The organism is Pseudomonas sp. AC193 (assembly GCF_979258075.1).
The window spans coordinates 5,104,777-5,127,708 of the sequence record NZ_OZ409832.1 but is presented as its reverse complement, the minus strand read 5'-3'; the positions used below and the strand labels follow the sequence as shown (position 1 = coordinate 5,127,708).

Annotated in this window: 18 protein-coding genes; 4 read left to right on the top strand and 14 right to left on the bottom strand. The window is 58.8% G+C overall.

Features of this window, described 5'->3' with window-relative positions; translation table 11 throughout:
- Nucleotides 1–52: 52 nt before the first annotated feature.
- On the bottom strand, nucleotides 53–685 hold the full coding sequence (locus ACZZ0D_RS23075) for a class I SAM-dependent methyltransferase (protein ID WP_463554374.1): 633 nt from the start codon (nucleotides 683–685) through the stop codon (nucleotides 53–55).
- A gap of 211 nt (nucleotides 686–896) precedes the next feature.
- On the opposite strand from ACZZ0D_RS23075, the gene ACZZ0D_RS23070 reads away from it, so the two are divergent.
- Entirely contained in the window at nucleotides 897–3,680 is a 2,784-nt protein-coding gene (locus ACZZ0D_RS23070) for an RHS repeat domain-containing protein (RefSeq protein WP_463554373.1), read from the top strand.
- 144 nt (nucleotides 3,681–3,824) lie between these two features.
- On the opposite strand, the gene ACZZ0D_RS23065 is transcribed toward ACZZ0D_RS23070, so the two are convergent.
- The 11 genes from ACZZ0D_RS23065 to ACZZ0D_RS23015 form a co-directional block, all read right to left on the bottom strand.
- On the bottom strand, nucleotides 3,825–4,469 hold the full coding sequence (locus ACZZ0D_RS23065; protein ID WP_039756400.1) for a methionine ABC transporter permease: 645 nt from the start codon (nucleotides 4,467–4,469) through the stop codon (nucleotides 3,825–3,827).
- Nucleotides 4,459–5,580, bottom strand: coding sequence for a methionine ABC transporter ATP-binding protein (locus ACZZ0D_RS23060; RefSeq protein ID WP_463554372.1), 1,122 nt, complete (start codon nucleotides 5,578–5,580; stop codon nucleotides 4,459–4,461). Before ACZZ0D_RS23060 ends, ACZZ0D_RS23065 begins: the two co-directional genes overlap by 11 nt.
- A gap of 2 nt (nucleotides 5,581–5,582) precedes the next feature.
- On the bottom strand, nucleotides 5,583–6,392 hold the full coding sequence (locus ACZZ0D_RS23055; protein WP_159811987.1) for a MetQ/NlpA family ABC transporter substrate-binding protein: 810 nt from the start codon (nucleotides 6,390–6,392) through the stop codon (nucleotides 5,583–5,585).
- Between the two features lie 117 nt (nucleotides 6,393–6,509).
- Nucleotides 6,510–7,868 carry an LLM class flavin-dependent oxidoreductase gene (locus ACZZ0D_RS23050; protein ID WP_212549997.1) on the bottom strand — a complete coding sequence of 453 codons (1,359 nt, stop codon included), beginning with the start codon at nucleotides 7,866–7,868 and terminating at the stop codon, nucleotides 6,510–6,512.
- Nucleotides 7,868–9,061, bottom strand: a complete 1,194-nt coding sequence (locus tag ACZZ0D_RS23045; RefSeq protein WP_212549996.1) for an SfnB family sulfur acquisition oxidoreductase — start codon at nucleotides 9,059–9,061, stop codon at nucleotides 7,868–7,870. Before ACZZ0D_RS23045 ends, ACZZ0D_RS23050 begins: the two co-directional genes overlap by 1 nt.
- A 36-nt stretch (nucleotides 9,062–9,097) precedes the next feature.
- Nucleotides 9,098–10,339 (bottom strand): SfnB family sulfur acquisition oxidoreductase, encoded by a 1,242-nt coding sequence (locus ACZZ0D_RS23040; protein WP_463554371.1) that lies wholly within the window; start codon nucleotides 10,337–10,339, stop codon nucleotides 9,098–9,100.
- Nucleotides 10,340–10,733: 394 nt separating this feature from the next.
- Nucleotides 10,734–11,498 carry a hypothetical protein gene (locus ACZZ0D_RS23035; protein WP_463554370.1) on the bottom strand — a complete coding sequence of 255 codons (765 nt, stop codon included), beginning with the start codon at nucleotides 11,496–11,498 and terminating at the stop codon, nucleotides 10,734–10,736.
- A gap of 464 nt (nucleotides 11,499–11,962) precedes the next feature.
- A complete protein-coding gene (tcyN, locus tag ACZZ0D_RS23030) occupies nucleotides 11,963–12,712 on the bottom strand; it encodes an L-cystine ABC transporter ATP-binding protein TcyN (RefSeq protein ID WP_053116512.1) in 750 nt (249 codons plus the stop codon).
- Between the two features lie 4 nt (nucleotides 12,713–12,716).
- Complete coding sequence (tcyL, locus tag ACZZ0D_RS23025) at nucleotides 12,717–13,433, bottom strand: cystine ABC transporter permease (protein ID WP_249342477.1); 717 nt, start codon at nucleotides 13,431–13,433, stop codon at nucleotides 12,717–12,719.
- The gene (gene tcyJ / locus ACZZ0D_RS23020; RefSeq protein WP_053116513.1) at nucleotides 13,433–14,233 is read right to left on the bottom strand and encodes a cystine ABC transporter substrate-binding protein; all 801 of its coding nucleotides are present in this window, start codon (nucleotides 14,231–14,233) and stop codon (nucleotides 13,433–13,435) included. Before tcyJ ends, tcyL begins: the two co-directional genes overlap by 1 nt.
- Nucleotides 14,234–14,518: 285 nt before the next feature.
- Nucleotides 14,519–15,511 (bottom strand): D-cysteine desulfhydrase, encoded by a 993-nt coding sequence (locus ACZZ0D_RS23015; RefSeq protein WP_463554369.1) that lies wholly within the window; start codon nucleotides 15,509–15,511, stop codon nucleotides 14,519–14,521.
- Nucleotides 15,512–15,701: 190 nt separating this feature from the next.
- Between ACZZ0D_RS23015 and epsC the strand changes: the two genes are divergently transcribed.
- The gene (gene epsC, locus ACZZ0D_RS23010; protein ID WP_159811993.1) at nucleotides 15,702–16,628 is read left to right on the top strand and encodes a serine O-acetyltransferase EpsC; all 927 of its coding nucleotides are present in this window, start codon (nucleotides 15,702–15,704) and stop codon (nucleotides 16,626–16,628) included.
- A gap of 399 nt (nucleotides 16,629–17,027) precedes the next feature.
- Nucleotides 17,028–18,989, top strand: coding sequence for a choline transporter BetT (betT, locus tag ACZZ0D_RS23005; RefSeq protein ID WP_191626939.1), 1,962 nt, complete (start codon nucleotides 17,028–17,030; stop codon nucleotides 18,987–18,989).
- 24 nt (nucleotides 18,990–19,013) lie between these two features.
- On the opposite strand, the gene ACZZ0D_RS23000 is transcribed toward betT, so the two are convergent.
- A complete protein-coding gene (locus ACZZ0D_RS23000) occupies nucleotides 19,014–19,274 on the bottom strand; it encodes a hypothetical protein (RefSeq protein ID WP_053116800.1) in 261 nt (86 codons plus the stop codon).
- Between the two features lie 188 nt (nucleotides 19,275–19,462).
- Nucleotides 19,463–20,500 (bottom strand): LacI family DNA-binding transcriptional regulator, encoded by a 1,038-nt coding sequence (locus ACZZ0D_RS22995; protein ID WP_463554368.1) that lies wholly within the window; start codon nucleotides 20,498–20,500, stop codon nucleotides 19,463–19,465.
- Between the two features lie 206 nt (nucleotides 20,501–20,706).
- Between ACZZ0D_RS22995 and ACZZ0D_RS22990 the strand changes: the two genes are divergently transcribed.
- On the top strand, nucleotides 20,707–22,932 hold the full coding sequence (locus tag ACZZ0D_RS22990; protein WP_463554835.1) for a TonB-dependent receptor: 2,226 nt from the start codon (nucleotides 20,707–20,709) through the stop codon (nucleotides 22,930–22,932).

The window sequence follows — 22,932 nt, the reverse complement described above, 5'->3', positions numbered from 1 at the left end:
GTTGAAATGCATTTCCCTGTGGGAGCGGGCTTGCTCGCGAAGGCGTCAGACCTTACGACACCGTCTTACGCCAGACACTCGCCAACCAAGGCTGCTGCTCGCGCGGCAGCCCCGCCGGCCGGAAGTAATGCTCCAGCTCGACAAACCCCGCCGCCGTCAACAAACCCTGCCACGCCGCCAGATCGTGATACGAGCCATAACGCGGCCCGTTCCAGCCCTCACGGTTATCCCCGCGCGGATTGGAACTGAACAACACCCCACCGGGTTTTAAAGCGCCATGCAATTGCTTGAGCACCCGCGGCAACTCCTGCAACGGCACATGAAACAGCACCGCATTGGCAAAAATCCCGTCAAAGCGTTCAGCCGGCAGATCCAGCTTCAGAAAATCCTGCTGTAACACCTCACAGCCGCTGTCCTCCCGCGCCATCCGCGCAAATTCCTCAGAGCCATCCAGCCCCACCGCAACGTGACCCATACGCGTAAACGTCTGCAAATCCCGCCCCGGCCCGCAGCCGAAATCCAGAATCGTCAACGGCGCTGAACCCTGAATATGCCGCAATAGCGCATCAATATTCTGGCTGACATCGTGATCGCGGGTGCCTTCACGGAAATCTTCGGCCACCGAGTTGTAATGGCCGAGGGTGGTGGCGGTGATCTGTTCGAGGTCGGTGGGAGTCTGCTTCATGGTCGGGTGCATGTTCAGGGAGAGATGTGCCGACTATAAGCGAAAAGATCGCAGCCTGCGGCAGCTCCTACAGGCGTTCATCCAGCGGCCGACCTCGATCCTGTAGGAGCTGCCGCAGGCTGCGATCTTCTACCGACCTGTTACTTCTTACAGTATCGACCCGATGAAAAAACCTTCAGGCTACCCCTAAGCCTGGAGGACGTTCACAGCCATGAAGGCGACTCAGCACTCATCTCATCCCACACTGTCCGTCGTCGACCCGCGAGCATTGGCGATTCGCAGCGTTGCCTACTGCCAACACCCGGACAAACCCGACGTCGAACCGCGCATCACTCGGCAGATGTTCGATGAGGCGGGGCGCGAGGTGGCGGCGTGGGATCCTCGGTTGTGGGGACTCGCGCCGAAACCGAATCTGAGCACCGTTTACGCCTTGAGCGGTCAGGTGTTACTGACAGACAGCGTGGATGCCGGTTGGCAGTTGAATCTGTGCAATGACGCAGGTTCGCAGCGTTCTTTTTGGGATGCACGGGGTAGCCAATGTCATCGTGAGTTTGATGATTTGCAGCGTCCGGTTGCACTGACGGAGCAGGCCTTTGGTAAGCAACTTCAAGTCGTTGAGCGCTGGACTTATGCCGACGCCACGGAGAGTTTTGCCCAGCACAATCAGTGTGGGCAACTGATCAGGCATGACGACCCGGGCGGTGGCCAGCTCCTCGGCGATTATGGTTGGTCGGGTGCAGTGCTGGAGGAGTCTCGACGGTTTCTCATTGAGCTGGATGCGCCGGACTGGCCGCTTCTACTGGACGCCCGAGACGAACTTTTCGAAGAAAAAGCCTACGTCACCCGATACGCTGTCTATCCAACGGGCGAGGTGCAGCGTCAGATCGATGCAGCGGGTAATGCACAAATTTTCCATTACAACGTGGCGGGAAAATCCTCTGCGACATGGCTTTTGCAATCCGGTGAAGGTCAGCATCCACAGTGTCTTGTCAGCGAAATTCGTTACAACGCCCAAGATCAGATCGAAAGTGAAACGGCCGGCAACGGCGTAGTCTCAAGCGTAGATTACAGCCTTGAGGATGGTCGCCTGCTGAGGCTTTTCGCAGGTGTCGTAGGGCAACAGCCTTTGCAGGATTTGAATTACGTCTACGACCCGGTGGGCAACATTGTCGAACTCGAAGACAAGTGCCAAACCGTAAGCCACTTCAACGGCCAGCGCATCGACCCCGTCAGCCGTTATCGCTACGACAGCCTGTACCAATTGGTCGAAGCTAAAGGTTGGGAGGTCAGCAAACCGAGCCATGGCCCGGCGCTACCCGATCTGCTGCCTTTGCCGCTGGATCCCGCTCAGCGGCGCAATTACACGCAGACGTTTGCTTACGACGCGGCAGGTAACTTGATCACGCGGCATCACAGTGGCGCGCCTGGGTTTTCGATGTTCACTTCTGCGCGCAGCAATCGGAGTCTGGCGCAGCTTGACGATGGATCCCTGCCGGGAGAGGCGCAGATAGCGCTTGGATTTGATGCGGCGGGTAATCAGCTGGAATTGCAGCGTGGGCAGGCCATGGCGTGGAATGTGCGCAATGAGTTGAGTCGGGTGACGCTGGTGCGGCGTGGGGCTGAGGCGGATGACTTTGAGTGTTATGTCTACGATCAGCCGGGGCATCGGTTGCGTAAGACGCAAATCAGTCGGGCATCCGGGCAAACCCTGACAACAGAAGTGCGTTATCTGCCGGGTCTTGAGATTCATTGCGAAGTCGGCGGTGTCGAGCGGCATGTCGTCAGTGTCGAAGCTGGGCGGAACCACGCGCGATTACTGCATTGGCCCGCTGGTGCTGAAAGCGATCAATGGGGTTACAGCCTCGGTGATCATCTTGGTTCCAGCTCGATGGAGCTGGATGAGCGCGCGGGGGTATTAAGCCAGGAACACTATTACGCGTTCGGCGGTACGGCATGCTGGTCTGGCAAGAGTGATTTGGCAACGAAGTACAAATCTGTCCGTTACTCGGGCAAGGAGCGCGATGCGAGCGGCCTTTATTATTATGGGTATCGATATTTTGCGCCGTGGTTACAACGTTGGATATCGCCTGACCCCGTGGGCACTGCAGAAGGAATCAACCTGTTTTTGTTCGTAAAGAATGGAGTCATGTCATATAAAGATAACAATGGATTAGCGCGAGATAACGTGACGGATTCCTTGATGTTGAGTGCTGAACGCGCCAGTTTTAATGCTGATGGAGCAAGGAGAACGTTTAGATCGTTAAGTGCGTTGTCGAATCTAAGGAACGAAAACCATACCAAAGAAAAATTTGTGAGTTTGGTGAGAATTATAATTGAGAGGAATAAAGAGTTTAAGAGTCTGGGAGCATTTGTATTCGGTTCTGATGTAAAAACGCCTGCCGACGGCGCTTTTTTTTGGAATGGAAATGGTGTAGATGCAGCTGGAAATGCCATCAGTGCGATGTACACAGCGCAGTTTATAGCTCAGAGGGCGAGAGGGATGACTGTCGAAATGACGCACGGTGGAGGTCAGTTAAATGTATATAAAAACCCGAGCTTTACGAATGTTAGCCATTATGCTTCAGGCTACATGTATCTAAATGAGCGTTTCAATTACATGGATTCGCCAACGGCAAGGGGCGATTTGCTTGCTAAAGGTGCTTCGATGGCGGGCGTGGGCGTTCGAACAACACTTGGAGAAATATTTTTTCGTACCAATGAAAATCCTTTGAACGCACCTCATAGTTGTGTTGCAGGTGCATTGTGGGATGTGATTTCTATTAGATTTGCTCGCGCAGCGACGGGTGTGGTGAATGTAATTCATGCGGCCCCATCGAATGACCCATATTTTAGCGGTGCAGTTTATAAAAGAAGCACTTGGTTGACGAGAGAAAAAGTAGCTATGCAACAAGAGGCAAAAACCAGGATCGTTGAGCGTTTCTCTGAAAATCTTAAAACTTGGGAGTTAAGACGATTCGGATCCGGTACTCCATGAATTGGCGCCGGGAAAATGTAAATCGGTCATTGGTAAGAGGAGTGTTCGCGCCTGATTGCGGGATTCTGCAGTCGCATCGTCAATGAATAACAGAAACACACGAGCATCCAGGCGCGACAAGAACTCCCAACGAAGTGGTTGAGCTCAGCGCTTATTCAACCCCCGAGCCAACCGATCCCCACCCAACTGAATCACCGCCACCAACGCCACCAGCAACACAATCACCGTCAGCATGATCTGGCTATCAAACCGCTGATACCCGTAGCGATAAGCAATATCCCCCAAACCGCCCGCACCAATCGCCCCGGCCATCGCCGACGAGTTGATCATCGTCACCAGCGTAATCGTGAACCCGCCGACAATTCCCGGCAGCGCTTCCGGCAACAGCACGTGCCAGACAATGTGCCAACGCCGGCACCCCATCGCTTGCGCCGCCTCGATCAAACCATGATCAACCTCACGCAAACTCACTTCAGCAATCCGCGCAAAGAACGGCGTCGCCGCAATCGTCAGCGGCACAACCGCCGCCCAGACTCCGTACGTAGTGCCGACAATCAACCGGGTAAACGGAATCAGCGCGACCATCAGAATCAGAAACGGGATCGAGCGGAACAGGTTCACGAAGGCGCCCAACGCACGGTTCAACAGCGGTGCTTCGTAGATACCGCCCTTGTCGCTGGTGACCAGAATCACCGCCATGGGAATTCCCACCAGCAGCGCGATCAGCGACGACACGCCGACCATCAGGAACGTGTCGATAAACCCCTGCAACAAGCGATCAAACCACATAACCCAACACCTCCACTCGTTGCGCCCACGGCGCGGCGCGTTCGCGCAATTGTTCGGCGCTGAATGCTGAGCCGCTGACGGCCAATAACAGTTGCCCCAGTGCATGCCCCTGAATCCGTTCGACGCCGCCCTGCAGCAGCTTCACCCGGCCACCGAGGGCTGTAAAAAGTGCCGCCAGATCCGGCTCGTCGCTGGCACTGCCGGTGAACTGCAAACGCAGCACCACCGCTGCGTCGGAGGGGGGCGGCTGCGGGTGCAAACGGCTCTGCAATTCTTCCGGTAAGGCGTGTTGCAGCGGCGCGAGCAAGGTCTGGCTGACCTCGTGTTGCGGATTGCCGAACACTTCCCACACCGGGCCTTGTTCGACGACGCGGCCATGCTCAAGCACGACGACGCGGTCGCAGATTTCGCGGATGACTGCCATCTCGTGAGTGATCAGCACGATGGTCAGGCCCAGGCGTTTGTTGATTTCGCGCAGCAGGCCGAGGATCGACTGGGTGGTCTCTGGATCGAGCGCCGAAGTCGCCTCGTCGCAGAGCAAAATATCCGGGTCATGCACCAGCGCGCGAGCGATGCCGACGCGCTGTTTCTGGCCACCGGAAAGCTGCGCCGGATAGGCCTTGTGTTTTTCTTGCAGGCCGACAAGTTCGAGCAATTCGCGTACCTTTTTCTCGCGTTGCTCTTTCGGTACGCCAGCGACTTTCAGCGGCAGTTCGACGTTCTGCCAAACGGTCTTGGCCGACATCAGATTGAAGTGCTGAAAGATCATGCCGATGCGTCGGCGCAGCGCCACGAGATGGTCTTCATCGAACTCGCCGATGTCGACCTGATCGATCAGCACGCGCCCCGACGTTGGTTGTTCCAGACGATTGATGGTGCGGATCAGCGACGACTTGCCGGCGCCGCTGCGACCGATGATGCCAAACACTTCACCGCGCTGAATCGCCAGATCAATGCCTTGCAACGCGGCGACCGGGCCTTGTCGACCGTTGTAGGTTTTGCCCAGCCCGATGAAGCGCACATGAGCGCGATTCAGCTCCGGGTGCAGTTCGGTTTTTTCAGCATTGTGTGGCTCTGGAATTTCCAGTCGCCGTTGGATCGCGGCCGTCATGCTCAGCTTTCCCAACCGGCTTGATACAGCTTGCCGTGGGCCTTATCCAGCGCCGCGCGAACGGCTGGCGAATGCTGGTAGATGTCGACGAATTTGATCAGGCGCGGATCGGTTTTGCTCTTCGGCTGGATGACGAACTGGATCACGTATTCCTTGTGGTCTAGGCCGTCGAACAGCAGTGCCGAACCGGCATCGAAAGTCTTCGCTAACCGAATGTAGGCCGGGTAGCCCTGCACCAGATCGGCGTCGTCATAAGCGCGCACCAGTTGCACCGCTTCGACTTGCAGGATTTTGATTTTCTTCGGGTTGGCGACGATGTCGTCTTCGGTGGCTTTGTAACCGACGCCCGGTTTCAGGGTGATCAAACCAGCCTTGGCCAGCAGCTGCAAACCGCGACCGCTGTTGATCGGATCGTTGGCGATGGCGACGCTGGCGCCTTCTGGAAGCTCGTCGAAGCTTTTGTATTTTTTTGAGTAGAGACCGACGTTGTTGATGATCCCCGGCGCGAACGGCACCAGATCAAAACCGGCAGCGGCTTTGGCGTTTTCGAGGAACGGGATGTGCTGGAAGTAGTTCACGTCGATGTCGCCGGCGGCAAGGCTGACGTTGGGTGCGATCCAGTCGGTGAACTCCACCAGCTCGACTTTGAGGCCTTGTTTGGAGGCTTCTTCAACGGCGGCTTCCAGCGGGATGGCGAAGGCTGCGGTGGTGCCGACTTTTAGCGGGGCGTCGGCGGCGAAGAGGGTCGAGCTGAACAGGCCGAGGGCCAGGGCCAGTGCTTTGACTGGGTGGGACAGGAGTTTTTTGGTCATGGTGGTTTTCCAGTCAGTGCATAGATTTTTGGTGTCTGGTAGGGCCTCTTCGCGAGCAAGCTTTGCTCCTACGGGGATCGTGGTGCCTTGTAGGAGCAAAGCTTGCTCGCGAAGCTTTTAATGCCGGTACGAAGAACCGGTGTGTTGCTCAGGTAGCTGCGCCTCACCGTGAAACAGCTTCTCGCGCAAGCTGCCGCTGTCGTACGCGGTCTTGTACGACCCACGCCGCTGCAACTCCGGAATCACCAGCTCAATAAAATCGACATAGCTTTCCGGCGTGACAATCCGCGTCAAATTGAAACCATCAAGTCCGGTCTCAGCGATCCACGATTCCAGCTCATCCGCGACTTGCTCAGGCGAACCGACCACGGTGATGTAGCGGCCACCGAGCGCGTGCTGGTCGAGCAATTTGCGTCGCGTCCAGTCGTTGTTCTGCAGGTTTTTCGTGGCCGATTGAATGGCGTTGCTCTTCACGTACTGGATCGGTTCGTCGATTTCGTACTGAGAAAAGTCGATACCGGTCGACGCGGAAAAATGCGCCACGCCGGCCTCGGCACTGGCGTAGCTCAGGTACTCGGCGTGCTTGGCCCACGCCGCTTCTTCGGTCGCGCCGACGATCACGTTGAGGCCCATGAACACCTTGATGTCCTCAGGATTGCGCCCCGCCTCAACGGCGCTGGCGCGCACCTTGTCGACCTGAACCTTGGTCGACGGTTTGTTCTGACCGCTGATGAACACGCACTCGGCGTGACGCCCGGCAAAGAGCAAACCGCGATCGGAGCTACCGGCCTGAAACAACACCGGCGTGCGCTGCGGCGACGGCTCGCAGAGGTGATAACCCTCGACCTGATAGAACTCGCCCTTGTGCTCGACCTTGTGCACTTTCTCCGGCTGCGCGTAGATCCGCTGCTCGCGATCGTTGAGCACCGCGCCGTTTTCCCAGCTGCCTTCCCAGAGTTTGTAGAGCACTTCCAGATACTCGTCGGCCTGATCGTAACGACGGTCATGCTCGACTTGTTCGCTGAGGCCCATGGCTTTGGCAGCGCTGTCGAGGTAGCCGGTGACGATGTTCCAGCCGACACGGCCGCGACTCAAATGATCAAGCGTCGACATGCGGCGGGCGAACAGATAGGGCGGCTCGTAGGTGAGGTTCGCGGTGAGACCGAAGCCGAGGTTCTTGGTCACGGCGGCCATCGCTGAAACCAGCAACAGCGGGTCGTTGACCGGCAACTGGATCGACTCTTTCAGCGGCACATCGACCGAGTTCTGATAGACGTCGTACACGCCGACGATGTCGGCGATGAACAGTCCGTCGAACAGGCCGCGCTCCAGCAATTGCGCCAGTTCCGTCCAGTACTCAATGGTGTTGTAGCGCGTCGAGGTGTCGCGCGGGTGCGTCCACAAGCCGTGGTTGATGTGGCCGATGCAGTTCATGTTGAACGCGTTGAGCAGGATCTTCTTTTTCGCTGCGCTCATCAGATCGTCCCTCGCAGCGGAGGGTTTTCATCGTTGAGGTAATAGTTGCCGACGGCGTGATATTTCCAGCGCACCGGATCGTGCAAGGTGTGCACGCGGGCGTTGCGCCAATGACGGTCGAGACCGTGCTCAATCAGCGTGGCCTGACTGCCGGCCAATTCGAACAATGTGCTGCCGGCGGCTAGGGAAATTTCAGTGCTGATCGCGCGGGCTTCGGCGACAGCAATCGATGCCGCAGCGACGGTTTCGGCATTGCTCTCGGCTTGTGCGGCGTCGAGAAATTCGCCGGCGCGTTCGAGCAAGGCTTCGGTGGCGTGCAGACGAATACTCAAGTGGCCGAAGCTCTTCAGCGTCAGCGGATCTTCGGTGGCTTTGTCGTTGCCGGAATCGATCCATGGCCGGGTTTTGCTGCGCACAAAGTGCAGCGCGTCTTCGTACGCGGCGCGGGCGATGCCGGTGTCGATGGCGGCGTGAAGGATCTGCGCCAACGGGCCAACCGTGGTCGGACGTTCGAAGGCGCTTTGAAACGGGATCACGTCTTCGGCCGCGACGTAGACGTCTTCAAACACCACCGAACCGCTGCCGGTGGTGCGCTGGCCGAAGCCGCTCCAGTCGTCGATCACGCTCAGCCCTTGGCTGTCACGCGGGACGAACGCCAGTTGCTGCACACCGTTTTCATCGACGACCGAGGTCGGGATGCGCTGCGCGTAAATCGCGCCGGTCGCATAGAACTTGCGGCCGTTGATGCGATAACCGTCGCCGTCGCGTTTGAGGCTGGTGACGCGGTCGTGAGCGGTTTTGGTGCCCAGTTCCGCCAGTGCATTACCGAAGCGCTGGCCGGCGAGTACTTCGGCGTACAGCCGTTGTTTTTGCGCGTGGCTGCCGTTTACCCGCAGCACTTCCAGTGCATAAAAATGGTTCTGTGGAATCTGCCCGAGCGAGCCGTCAGCCTGAGCGATCAGGGCGATGACTTTCGCCAGAGTGACGTTGGACACGCCAGCGCCGCCGTATTCCTTCGGCACGCTGATACCCCACAGACCCGAGCGGGAAAACACGTCGAGCTCCGGCAGTGGCAAGCGACGTTCACGGTCGCGCACGGCGCTGTCGCGTTTGAAATCTTCGGCCAGGTCGCTGGCGACGATCAGGGCTTGTTCATCGCTGGTGATGACCGCGACGTGATGGGAAAAAGTCATAGGTTTCTCCATTGCACTTGAGAAAGTGTGCGGTCGTCAGATCCAGGAATGGCGAGCCGGTAAAGTACCGTTGAGGTGATAGGCGCCGACTGCGTGATATTTCCAGCGCACCGGGTCGTGCAGCGTGTGCACGCGGGCGTTGCGCCAGTGACGGTCGAGGTTGAATTCGGCGAGGGTCGCGCGGCTGCCCGCGAGTTCGAACAGCTTTTCGCTGGCTTGCAGGGAGATCTCGGTGGTCAGCACTTTCGCTTCGGCCACGGCAATCGAGGCGCGCGCGGCGGATTCGGCGGTGAGCGGCGCGGCGTGCACCTGATCGAGGACTTTGCCTGCCTTGCGCAGCAGGGCTTCGGCGGCGTGCAGTTCTATTTTCAATTTGCCGATGTCGGCGATCACGTAGAGGTCATCGCTGGCTCGCTCGACCTTGGCATCGATCCACGGCCGTGCACGGGTTTTGACGAAATCGATAGCGTCGTCGATGGCGCCACGGGCGATACCGGCGTCGATCGCCGCTTGAATCAGCTGCGACACCGCGCCTTGGGTGTTGGGGATTTCGTTGATCTTCCAGTTGTCGACGACCAGGCTCGATTCGACGCGAACGTTGTTCAGCAAAATCGTGCCGCTGGCGGTGGTGCGCTGACCGAAGCCCGACCAGTCATCGACGATGCGCAAACCCGGGGTGCCGCGACGGACGAAGGCCAGCACTTGCTTGCCGTCATCGTTGAGCGCTTTGACCGCAACCCAGTGCGCAAACAGCGCGCCGGTGGAATAGAATTTTTGGCCATTGATCACGTAATCGTCGCCGTCGGCGGTGATGCGCGCTTTCAATTCCAGGGTGTTTTTGGTGCCGCGTTCCGGGCCGGCATTGCCGATGCGCCAGCCTTCCAGAACGCTCTGGAACAGCTGCTTTTTCTGCGCTTCGGTGGCGCTGCCGAGCACCAGATTGATGATGCCGAACTGGTTCTGCGGGATTTGCCCCAGCGCCGGGTCGGCGGCGGAAATGATCGCGAACACTTCGGCCAACGTGATGAATGAAACCTGCGGGCCGCCGTATTCACGCGGAATGGCAATGCTGCCTAAACCGCTGCGGGTGAACTGCTCGATTTCCGACCACGGCAGCTTGCGCTGACGGTCGCGTTTGGCGGCCTGCAGGCGGGCAACTTGCGCCAGCTCATGGGCGGCCTTGATGGCTTGTGCGTCGTTGCGCAAAACCTGCGCGGGCAACAACAACGGGGCGATGTCCAGATCCGATTGGACGTTTGCGTCTGCCAGACTGGACATCAGTGCCGCTCCTTGGCTACACGCAATGCCCTGGCGATCTGCACTGGGGTGATTGTGTTCCGGACCATACTACCTACCTCACATCTTATGAAAAACGCCGCAAAAGTGCGGCGAACGAAAGAATGTCCGGTGGTCCGGTTCATATACCCTAAGCGTGTATAAATATTAAATAAACTAACTTTTAGGAATATGCATAGAAGGGGTGATGGTCGGGTTGGTTAACAATATTTGTAAGCGCCAACGCGATCCCTGTGGCGAGGGGATTTATCCCCGTTGGGCTGCGAAGCGGCCCCAAAATCAGACAACGCGGTGCATCAGACACACCGCGTGTTATGGGTTTACGACTGCTTCGCAGCCGAGCGGGGATAAATCCCCTCGCCACAGGGGAGTGAAGTCAATATTTGCGGGATTCGGCGGCCTTGAGTTCGGCCTTCAGCGGCACTTTCAGATAAGGATTCGCACAACCAATCTTCAATGTCCGTGGCGGCGCCCAGCGCGAGTTGTTGCCCACCCGATCAATCACGCAGTACGTCACGTCCAGGCGCAAATCCTCGCCCGCTTCGACAATCACCGCCGGCGGCACCCACACCTGAATCGCCCGCCCGACATCGGCCGCCGTGACTGCCGGCAGATCCATGCGCACATCGCCCCAGCGCAAGGTGATTTCGTCGTCTTCGGCCATGTTCACGTAAGGCTCGATGGTCAGCGGCACACCGCGTTTGATCTGGTTCGGATTCACGCCCTGACGGCGAATAGTGTCGGGCAGGGTGACGGGTGCCAATTGCTGGTTTTCGTCCCCAGACAGCGCTGGGGGCTGGCCGCCCGGGCAATCGAGTTTGACCTGCACCCGCGTCGCCGCCGACAGCGCCGGGCCTTGGCCAACCTGCATGAGCCGGTAATGAATGCTCGCCGTACCGTCGACGATAAAACTCTCCGGTACACGCAGACTGACGGCCTCGCCCACCTCGTCGCGGGTGAGTACACGGGAGGCGACGTAGCAGCAATTCCAGAACAGTTCGATCAGATCGCCGGCGTCCATGCCGGGGTAGGGCGCCACCTCGATCAGCAGGTGTGCAGCCGCAGACAGGTTGATGCCGGTTTTTTGCGCGGACGCCAGGATCGGCGCCGCCAGTTCGGGGGTGTTCGAAGTGCGAGTCATCGGTTTCTCTCCTTGAAGCCTTGCAGCGAAGTCCGTTTCTGAAAAACAAAAGGCGTGAATTGCCAGGCAATACAACAGCGAACTTCTGTTGCGTCAGAATGCTGGTTGATTGAACTAATAAACGTCGGTTGGCGACTAGATAAGAGCGTGCGGGAAGTGGAGTCAATAGAGGCGCTAAGCTAATCCGTGAATTACGAATTAATCAGAACCTTCCTACGCTTGCGAGGCATTCTGCCTAGGAGGATTGGCGAATGAGACCACGATTATCCGGGCGTTTTGCCGGTTTCGAGGGCGAGACTGTTTGAACCCAATCATGGTTTGAGCAGGGTTTTCTATTGATATGTGTCTGTTGCAGAACATATAAGTGCACTGCATTTAGGGTGTTTGTTATTGCAGGAAGTTTATTCGGGGGGATAAGCGTAACTTCCATCCGTGGAAGTTAATGCTTAACGCATTGAACAGACTCAGGCGTGATTCAGAAACTTGCTGAGAAACTGTTTGGTGCGCTCTTCTTTCGGGTTGGCAAACAACGCTTTGGCTTCGCCTTGTTCGACAATCACGCCTTTATCGAAAAACACCACACGGTTGGCCACGTCGCGGGCAAAACCCATTTCGTGAGTCACGATAACCATGGTGCGTTTCTCTTCGGCGAGACCACGAATGGTCGCCAGCACTTCACCCACCAGTTCCGGATCAAGGGCTGAAGTCGGCTCGTCGAACAGGATCACTTCTGGCTCCATCGCCAGCGCCCGGGCAATCGCCACACGCTGTTGCTGACCGCCAGACAGACGACGCGGATAAGCGTCCTCTTTGCCCGCCAGACCGACCTTGGCCATCAGCTTTTTGCCCAGGGCAATGGCGGCGTCGCGTGGCATCTTCTTGACCACGACCGGGCCTTCGATGACGTTTTCCAGCGCGGTGCGGTGCGGGAACAGATTGAAGTTCTGGAACACGAAACCCACGTGCTGGCGCAAATTGCGCACCAGACCCTGCTGCTGGTTCAACGGGCGGCTGGTATCGATTTCGATATCGCCGACCTTGATCCGGCCGCTGGTGGGCTGTTCAAGGAAATTCAGGCAGCGCAGGAACGTCGTTTTCCCCGAACCGCTGGGGCCGATGATCGCGACGACTTCGCCTTCCTTGACCTCGAGGTCGATGCCGTTGAGCACGACCTGACCCTTGAATTGCTTGGTCAGTTTTTCCACGACAATCATCGCGTCAGGACTCCTGGTCGTGCCGATTGACCCGCTCTTCCAACTTGTTCTGGAAGTGCGAAAGCACCGTGGCCAGAATCCAGTAGATCAGCGCGGCGGCAAGATACATGGTGAAGACTTCGAAAGTCCGGGCGGTAATCAGTTGCGCCTGACGGAACAGCTCCGGCACCTGAATGGTGGCGGCCAATGCCGTGTCCTTGACCAGCGAGATGAAGCTGTTGCCCAGCGGCGGCAGCGCCGTGCGCATTGCTTGCGGCAGGATGGCCCGACGCAAGGTTTGCGCGCGGGTCATGCCGATGCTCGCGGCAGCTTCCCACTGACCACGTTCGATCGAACCGATCGCGGCGCGCAGAATTTCACAGGCGTACGCGGCCATGTTCAGCGAGAAACCGATCAGCGCTGCTGGTAACGGATCCAGTTCGATTCCCAATTGCGGGAAGCCGTAATAGATCACGAACAACTGCACCAACAGCGGCGTCCCGCGAAAGAACGACACATACACGCGCGCCAGCCAGCTCACTGATTTGAAGCGCGACAGGCGCATCAACGCCAGGCCGAAGCCCAGCAGCAAGCCGAAGAACATCCCGCCGAGGCTGAGGACGACCGTGTAGTACGCGCCCTTGAGCAGAAAGGGCGCGGAGTCCAGCAACAGCGCCGATGTCTCGGCGAGTTGCTGGCTCAACTGCGGGAAGTGCGCTTCGAATTGAAGTCCAACTTCCATTATTTAGTGACGTCTGCGTTGAAGTACTTCTCGGACAGCTTCTTCAACGTGCCGTCTGCACGCAGTTCGTCGATGGCCTTGTTCACGGCAGCCAGCAGTTCCGGCTCACCTTTGCGCAGGGCAACACCGGCTTCCTGACGGGAGAACGCTTCACCGGCGGCGACGGTTTTCGGGGCTTTCTTGGCGTATTCCAGCGCGGCCAGACGGTCGATCAGGATGGCGTCGGTGCGACCGTTGTTCAGGTCGGCGAACTTGGTCGGATCATCATCGTAAGTGCGCACGTCAGCGCCCGGCACGTTGGCGCGAACCCATTGTTCGTAGTTGGTACCCAGGCCCACACCGACTTTCTTGCCGGACAGGTCAGCGGCGGTCTTGATGTTCAGTGCGGACTCTTTGCTCTTCAGCACCAGCGCCTGAATACCGGAAACGGTGTACGGCTCGGAGAAGTCATACTTCTTTTTGCGCTCGTCGGAGATGGTCACCTGGTTGACCACAACGTCCAGACGCTTGGATTCCAGCGCGGCGAGGATGCCATCCCATTTGGTCGGCTGGATCTTCGCTTTGACGCCGAGTTTTTGCGCGATCGCTTCCGAGAGCTCGACTTCGAAACCGGACAGTTTGCCGTCGGCATCGACGAAGCTGAACGGAGGGTAAGTGCCTTCCAGGCCGACGTTGATAACGCCTTTGTCCTTGATCTGTTGCAGCTGCTCACCGGCCACGGCCTGGCTGATCAGACCGGCGCTCAGCGCCAGACCCAGTGAACCCACCAGCAGATTGCGACGTAGTGCGGAAAAATTCATGACGAGCCCCTGTGTTTTCTTATGGAAGACGCTAAAGGAAAGTTGGCGAATTCGTGATTCGTGCGCCTGCGTTATCGTGCCCTAAAGCAGCTTATGCGTCTTGCGCGAAATTCGCCTGCGGCGAGACTATAAGATGTCTGCGTTAGACTTGAAAATACTCAATATTTAATTTGTTAGATCTTATTTGAATATGGCTTCTCTTTAGAAAAGATCGCAGCCTGCGGCAGCTCCTACACGGGATCACCTGTAGGAGCTGCCGCACGCTGCGATCTTTTGATCTTGCTCTTACAGAAAATCCCTATAGGCAAACAACGCCGGCGCGCCGCCGGTGTGCAGGAAAATGATCGGGCCTGCATCAAAGCGCTGACGACCAATCCCATCCAGCAACCCCGCCATCGCCTTGCCGGTATAAACCGGATCCAGCAACACCGCCTCCTGACTCGCCAGCAACTTCACCGCCGCCAACGTCCCGGCATTCGGCTCGCCATAGCGCGGGCCGAAATATTCGTCCCACAACTCGACCTTGAAATCCGCCGGCAGTTCGACGCCGAGCAGCACCGCCGTACGCTCAGCCAGCCCTTGCACCTTCGGCCGCTGATCTTCTTCACTGCGCGAAACCGTCACGCCGATCACCGGCAACTGTGGCAACACTTCGCTCAACGCCAAGGCCAGACCACTGTGCGTGCCGGCGCTGCCCGAGGCCAAGACCACTGCGGCGAAATTCAAGCCGGTGTCTTTGATTTGCTCGGCCAGCTCCAGACCGGCGCGCACATAACCCAGCGCACCGAGGGCGTTCGAACCGCCAATCGGCACCAGATACGGCTTCTTGTCGTTGCTGCGCAAACGCGCGGCGAGGGCGGCGAGTTGTTCATCCGCGTTGTCGAGGTTGTCGACCAGTTCGACCTTGGTGTCGAACAGATCCAGCAGCAAGCGATTGCCATTGCCGGTGTAGTTGCTGTCGTCGGTGCCCAGCGGATTTTCCAGCAATGCTACACAACCGAGACCGAGCTTGGCGGCCAGCGCAGCGGTCTGGCGAACGTGGTTCGATTGCAGCGCGCCGGCGGTGATCAGCGTGTCGGCGCCTTCCGCCAAGGCATCAGCGGCGAGGTATTCGAGCTTGCGCAGTTTGTTGCCACCCATGGCCAGCGGCGTCAGGTCATCGCGCTTGATGTACACCTCGCGACCGAGCCATGCGGACAGGCGTTCGAGTTTTTCCAGCGGCGTTGGATGGCCGAGCAGGTCGAGGCGGTTAAAGCGTTCCAGCTGATTCTTGATCATGAGTCCGTACTGGCGGAGAAAGATGAAAGGACTATAGGCACGGGTTTTTGCAGGGGCAACCGCGAATCGCTTATAGCCAAATGAACTGAGCCCAGCACTATCGGTTCTTAATTCGCCCTCATGAGCATGCCGTAAAGTAGTCGCCGTTGACGCGGCCAGACAGTCCGGCCGCCCGTGAGGAGTCTTTACCGTGAGCGAGCGTTCCAGCCATTGGCAATTGCAGACCATCGTCAGTCAACTGCGCAGCGCGCGGGATCAGTGGCGGGCACAGAACGGCCGGGCGTCCGGCGAGCAGGGTGGTCGCGAGTTGCCGTCGCGGGCGGCGATGGCGGAGATTCTCGAAGCGCTGTGCGGCGCGTTGTTCCCGATGCGTCTGGGGCCGGTGGATCTGCGCGAAGAGAGTGAAGATTTCTACGTCGGTCACACCCTTGATGTCGCCCTGAATGCCTTATTGGCGCAGACGCGCCTGGAGCTTCGTTATGTCGCCCGCCACAGCGCTTCGGCTGACACCGAAGTCGAAGCCCGTGCGATTGAGATTATTCAGGACTTTGCCCTGGCCTTGCCGGGCTTGCGCACACTGCTCGATACCGATGTGCTGGCCGCTTATCACGGTGATCCGGCGGCGCGCAGTGTTGATGAAGTGCTGCTGTGCTACCCGGGGATTCTGGCGGTGATTCACCATCGTCTGGCGCACCATTTGTATCGCGCCGGGCTGCCGTTGCTGGCACGGATCAGCGCGGAAATCGCGCATTCGGCGACCGGGATTGATATCCATCCGGGCGCGCAGATCGGCCGTAGCTTCTTTATCGATCATGGCACGGGCGTGGTGATCGGCGAGACCGCGATCATTGGCGAGCGTGTGCGGATTTATCAGGCGGTGACGTTGGGCGCCAAACGCTTCCCGGCGGATGAGGATGGGCAGTTGCAGAAGGGCCATCCGCGTCATCCGATTGTTGAAGATGATGTGGTGATTTACGCCGGGGCGACGATTCTTGGGCGGATTACCATTGGCAAGGGTTCGACCATTGGCGGCAATGTGTGGCTGACGCGCAGTGTGCCGGCGGGGTGCAATCTGACCCAGGCCAACTTGCAGCACGATGACGGCACGCAGAAGTAGGCTCTGAAATTGCGTTGCGGCATCTGGCCTCTTCGCGAGCAAGCCCGCTCCCACAATGGAATGCATTTCAAATGTGGGAGCGGGCTTGCTCGCGAATGTTTTCAAGCCAAATCGAGATAATGGCAATCAGCCAATTCTGCAGTGAACGAATCCCCTCAAACCCGCGTCATACCCATCCTTGAGCTAGCGTAGGAAAACTACCGCCTAGCCGTACGATTAGTCCTTACCCCCCCATCCATGTTTAACTTGAACGTTCATTCAAGTTAAACCGGTGGTTCGCTGCCCGCTCACAACAGGAGGCTTGCCTTTGCTGAGTCCGATCATTTCAGCCACGTCTAAACCCCTCGAGGTGCACGTTTCATGAGTGCATCGTCTACCCCCGCCAGCGGTCTGGTGCGCATGAATCCGCCGGTGTTCTATTTCGCCGCGACGGTCATTCTGCTGTTTGGTCTCGTGGTCATCGCCATGCCTGAACAGGCAGGCGCCTGGTTGCTGGAAGCGCAAAACTGGGCGGCCAATACGGTCGGCTGGTACTACATGCTCGCGATGACTCTGTATCTGGTCTTCGTGGTGGTCACCGCCTTATCCGGCTACGGCAAGATAAAACTCGGTGCCGACCACGACGAGCCCGAATTCAGTTACCTGTCCTGGGCCGGTATGCTGTTCGCCGCCGGGATCAGCATCACGCTGTTTTTCTTCTGCGTCTCTGAGCCGCTGACCCACATGCTGCAGCCGCCGCAAGGCGAGGCCGGCACCGCGGATGCGGCGCGTCAGGCGATGCAGATTCTGTTTCTGCACTGGGGCCTGCATGGCTGGGGCGTGTTCGCCTTCGTCGGCATGGCGCTGGCCTACTTCGCCTACCGCCACAACCTGCCGCTGGCGCTGCGCTCGGCGCTGTATCCGCTGATTGGCAAACGCATCAACGGCCCGATCGGTTACGCGGTGGACGGCTTCGGCATCATCGCCACGGTGTTCGGTCTGGGTGCCGACATGGGCTTTGGCGTGCTGCACCTCAACTCGGGCCTCGACTACCTGTTCGGCATCGCGCACACCCAGTGGATTCAGGTCGGCCTGATCACGCTGATGATGGGCGCGGCAATCATCGTGGCCGTTTCCGGCGTCGATAAAGGCGTGCGGGTGATGTCCGACATCAATATGCTGCTGGCCTGTGCGCTGTTGCTGTTTGTGTTGTTCGCCGGGCCGACTCAGCACCTGCTCAACACCTTGATCCAGAACCTCGGCGACTACCTCGGCGCCTTGCCGATGAAGAGTTTCGACCTCTACGCCTACGACAAACCGAGCGACTGGCTCGGCGGTTGGACAGTGTTTTACTGGGCCTGGTGGATTGCATGGTCGCCGTTCGTGGGTCTGTTCATCGCACGGATTTCCCGTGGCCGCACTATCCGCGAATTCGTTTTTGGTGTGCTGTTGATTCCGCTCGGTTTCACCCTCGCGTGGATGTCGATCTTCGGCAACAGCGCCATCGATCAGGTGCTCAACCACGGCATGAGTGCGCTGGGCATGTCGGCTCTAGACAACCCGTCGATGAGTATTTACCTGCTGCTGGAAACCTATCCATGGAGCAAAACCGTCATCGCCGTGACGGTGTTTATCAGCTTCGTGTTCTTCGTCACCTCTGCCGACTCCGGCACCGTGGTGCTCTCGACGTTGTCGGCCAAGGGCGGTAGCCCGGACGAAGACGGGCCGAAATGGCTGCGGGTGTTCTGGGGCGCGATGACCGCGCTGATCACCAGTGCGCTGCTGTTCTCCGGCAGCATCGATGCGCTGAAGTCAGCGGTGGTGCTGACCTCGTTGCCGTTCTCGCTGATTCTTTTGTTGATGATGTGGGGCCTGCATAAGGCGTTCTATCTCGAGTCGCAGAAGCAGATCGCGCAGTTGCATTCGCTGGCGCCGGTTTCGGGATCGCGGCGTGGCACGGGCGGCTGGCGACAGCGTCTGAGTCAGGCTGTGCACTTCCCGTCACGCGACGAGGTGTACCGCTTCATGGACACCACGGTGCGCCCGGCGATTGAAGAAGTGACGGCGGTGTTCGTCGAGAAAGGCCTGAACGTGGTCACCCAGCCGGATCCGGCAAATGACAGCGTCAGCCTCGAAATCGGCCATGGCGATGCGCATCCATTCATCTATCAGGTGCAGATGCGCGGCTACTTCACGCCGTCGTTCGCGCGTGGCGGGATGGGCTCGAAGCAGCTCAACAATCGCCGCTACTACCGCGCCGAAGTGCATTTGAGCGAGGGCAGTCAGGACTACGATCTGGTCGGCTATACCAAAGAGCAGATCATCAACGACATCCTCGATCAGTACGAACGCCACATGCAGTTCCTGCATCTGGTGCGTTGATTGGTACCTGAGCGCCGGGACGTTTTACGACTCGGCGCTCAGCACCATGAACAACACCATCGCCGCCATCGGCACGCCAAATACCGCACTGCCAATCGCTATCTCCGAACCCAGCGGTTGCTTCGCATGCACCACACCCACCGCGCCATTAATGACCGTCAACGCCAGCCACAGGGCAGCGAAGCTGTAGGCCATGGTCTGCCGGCTGAAGCCGATGCGCTCGCCGATGTAGAGCATCAGGGCGAGCAGAACCAGGCCGAAGAAAATGATGATGGCGGTGTGCATGGCGGGTTCTGCCTGGTGGATGTGTATTGCCTGAAAGACCGCTATCGCGAGCAGGCTCACTCCTACAGTGGAGCGTGGTTGGACATGAATTTTATGTACAACGCAGCCCCTGTAGGAGTGAGCCTGCTCGCGATAGGGTCACCTCGGTGTCCTTTAGAGCATAGACAATCCGGCCCCCGCCATATTCATCAGGTGCTTTCCCGTTCGATGACTTGGCACTGCAGCAGATTCAGCCGTTGCACTTCATCGCTCGGCAACACACCAAGACTTTCCAGCACGCGTGTCGCCGCCAGCACACCGATCTCCAGCGCCGGCGGCTTGATCGTGCTTAGGCTCGGCAGCAGCATCTCGGCGAACGGGTAATCACCGAAGCCGAGAACGGCGCAGTCTTCAGGGATTTTAATGCCCGCGCGTTGCCCGGCGAGGAGGCCGCCGGCGGCGAGGTTGTCGTTGGCGAAGATGATCGCGTCGGGGCGCGGTGAGGCGTTCATCAGGGCGTCCATCGCCTGTTTGCCGGCTTCGAAGGGCGTGCGATCAGCGTCGGGGGCAAAGACCCACGGCTCCACGCCGGCCTCTCGCAAGGTCGCCGCGTAACCGTCGCGGCGTTCCAGGGCGCTGAAGTCGCCCGGCGCGCTGTTCTGGACGAAGGCAATGCGTCGATAGCCTTTTTCCAGCAGATAATTCGCCGCCGTCACGCCGACGTCGAAATGCGAAAAACCGATCTGCATCGGCTCACGTTCCGGCTGATAATCCCAGGTTTCGATCACCGGAATATCCGCCTCGGCGATCATTTTTTCCGTGCCCGCGCTGTGAAAGTGACTGGTCAGCACCAGTGCTGCCGGCGACCAGCCGAGAAACGCGCGCACCGCATTTTCTTCCTGCTCGGTGCTGAAGTAACTCGACGCCAGCAACAGCTGATAACCGTGACGGCTGAGCGTATCGCTAAAGCCCTGAATGGTATTGGCGAAGATCGGCCCGGAAATGTTCGGAATGACCATGCCGACAATTTTCCCCCGCGCCGAGGCCAGTCCGCCGGCCACCAGATTCGGCACGTAACCCAAATCAGCCACCACTGCCGCGATCCGCTCGCGGCGTTCAGGCGACACCTGTTCGGGCTGATTGAAGTAGCGCGACACGGTGATCGCCGAAACCCCGGCCTCGCGCGCCACCGCATTCAGGGTCACGCGTCCGGCGCCACGGCGTTTGCGCGGCTTTTCTTCGCTCATGGTTCGATCCTTGTTAAAAACCAAATCGCATATAAAACTAATTTTTCAGTATTGGACGGTCTATGTGCGGTTGGCCAATATTGGCGATGTTAGCGCTAACAAAGCGCGTTGTCTGCTACTCGCTCGAGCGAATGCCCAAGACACCGATTCAGGCGCTGTCGTCGCAGAACGGCAGCGGATCAGGGCCAATTTCGAGCGGGCAGAACATGCACAACATTCCTGGGGCGACACACAAACTGGCGCAGTCGATTCGCGCCGCTGGCTGGTTACTGACGGGGTTGGCGGCGTTGCCGTTGCCCAATGCATTCGCTGCGGACAGCAGCGAGCAGGAGCCGACGCTGAAGTCGGTCACCGTCACCGCGACCCGCCGCGAAGAGTCGCTGCAAAAGGTGCCGGTCGCGGTTTCGGTGATCGACGGCGAGCAGCTCGAACGCGATAACCGCAACGGCGTGGCGAGTATTGTCCAGCAAGTGCCATCGCTGAATTTCCGCACCGGCGCATCGAACAAGGACACCTCGTTATTCGTGCGCGGCGTCGGCACGATTTCCACCTCGCCGGGCGTCGAGCCGACCGTGGCGACGGTGATTGATGGCGTGGTGTATGCGCGTCCGGGACAGGCGACCCTGGACCTGCTGGATCTGGAGCGCGTCGAAGTTTTGCGCGGCCCGCAAGGCACCTTGTTCGGCAAGAACGCCTCGGCTGGCGTGCTCAACATCACCAGCAAGGCACCCACCGCCGAGACCCACGGCTACATCGATCAGTCGTATTACAGCGGCAACGAAAGCCGCACCCGTTTCGGCCTCGGCGGCAGCCTGATTCCTGAGACGTTGAAGGGCTCGATCAGCACGCTGTTCGGCACCTACGACGGCAACGTCGACAACCAACATAATGGTCAGGAGGTCAACGGCTACAACCATCGTGGCGTGCGCGGCAAACTCGAATTCACCCCGAATGACGACGTCACCTTCACCCTGATCGCCGACTACATGCAGTCCCACGACGACGGCCCCAATGGCGTCGTCAGCAAGTCGCTGACCCCGGCCTTCGCCAATGCGCTGAGCCCGGCGTATGCCTCCAGCCACAACCGCGACATCAACACCGACACTCGCTCTCACGTTGAAGACGTCAACAAAGGCCTGTCCGGTCAACTTGACTGGCAACTGGGCGATTACACGCTGACGTCGATCACCGCGTGGCGTGGCTGGGACAACACCCAATATCAGGACGGCGACCGTCTCGGCACGGTGACCGCAGCGTTTCCCGGCACGGCAGACAAGGGTGATCTGGCCTTCGATCAATACTCGCAAGAGCTGCGCCTGGCCTCACCGAAAGGCGAATTCCTCGAATACGTCGGCGGCCTGTTCTACATGCACGGCAAGGACGACGAGACCTATCAGCGCACATTGACCACGACAACGCGCACTGACCGTGGCGTCGCCAACTACGGCACCACCAGCGACAGCTATGCGGTGTTCGGCGAGAGCACGCTGAACTTCACTTCGGACTTTCGCGGCATCGCCGGCCTGCGCTACACCCACGATGATCTCGAATACGATCACCGCCGCGTGTCGACGTCGGCCACCACCGTCAGCGGTATCCAACCGGCGACCAGCAGCTCAGGTTCCGTCGATGAAGATGGCTGGTCCGGCCGCCTCGGTGTGCAGTACGACTTGAGCGATGCGGTCACCACGTACCTGACCTATTCGCGCGGCTACAAAGGCCCGGCCTACAACGTGTTCTTCAACATGCAGCCGCGCGACACCGAAGCGCTGAAACCGGAAACCTCCAACACTTGGGAGGCGGGCATCAAAGCCACGTCCTGGAACAACCGCCTGACCACCAACCTCGCGGTGTTCCACAGCGAGTACGACAACTATCAGGCGAACTTCTTCGACACCGTCGCCGGGCAAGTGGTGACGCGTCTGATCAACGCCGGCAGCGTCAGCACCGAAGGCGTCGAGCTCGATTACGCCCTGCAAGCGACCCAGCAACTGAAACTGTCCGGCGCACTGGCCTACACCCGTGCACGCATCGACGAATTCGCCTGCCCGGCGGGCGCGGCGGCGTCCTGCAACGTCAACGGCAAACCGCTGCCATTCAGCCCGGACTGGAAAAGCTACGTGCGTGCCGACTACACGATTCCGCTGGATAACGGTCTGGATATCGAACTCGGCACCGACTACAGCTGGCAGAGCGAAGTGCAGTACGACATCAGTCAGAACGTCGACACCAAACAGGGCGCCTACGGTATCTGGAACGCCAGCGTCGCACTCGCCGATTACAGCAATGGCTGGCGTGTTGCGCTGCTCGGCAAAAACCTCACTGACAAGTCTTACTCGCCGGTGCTCGCCAGCGGTGGCAACTACATCTACCGCGCCGTGCCACGCGACGACGAACGCTACTTCGGCGTGCAACTGCGCAAGGATTTCTGA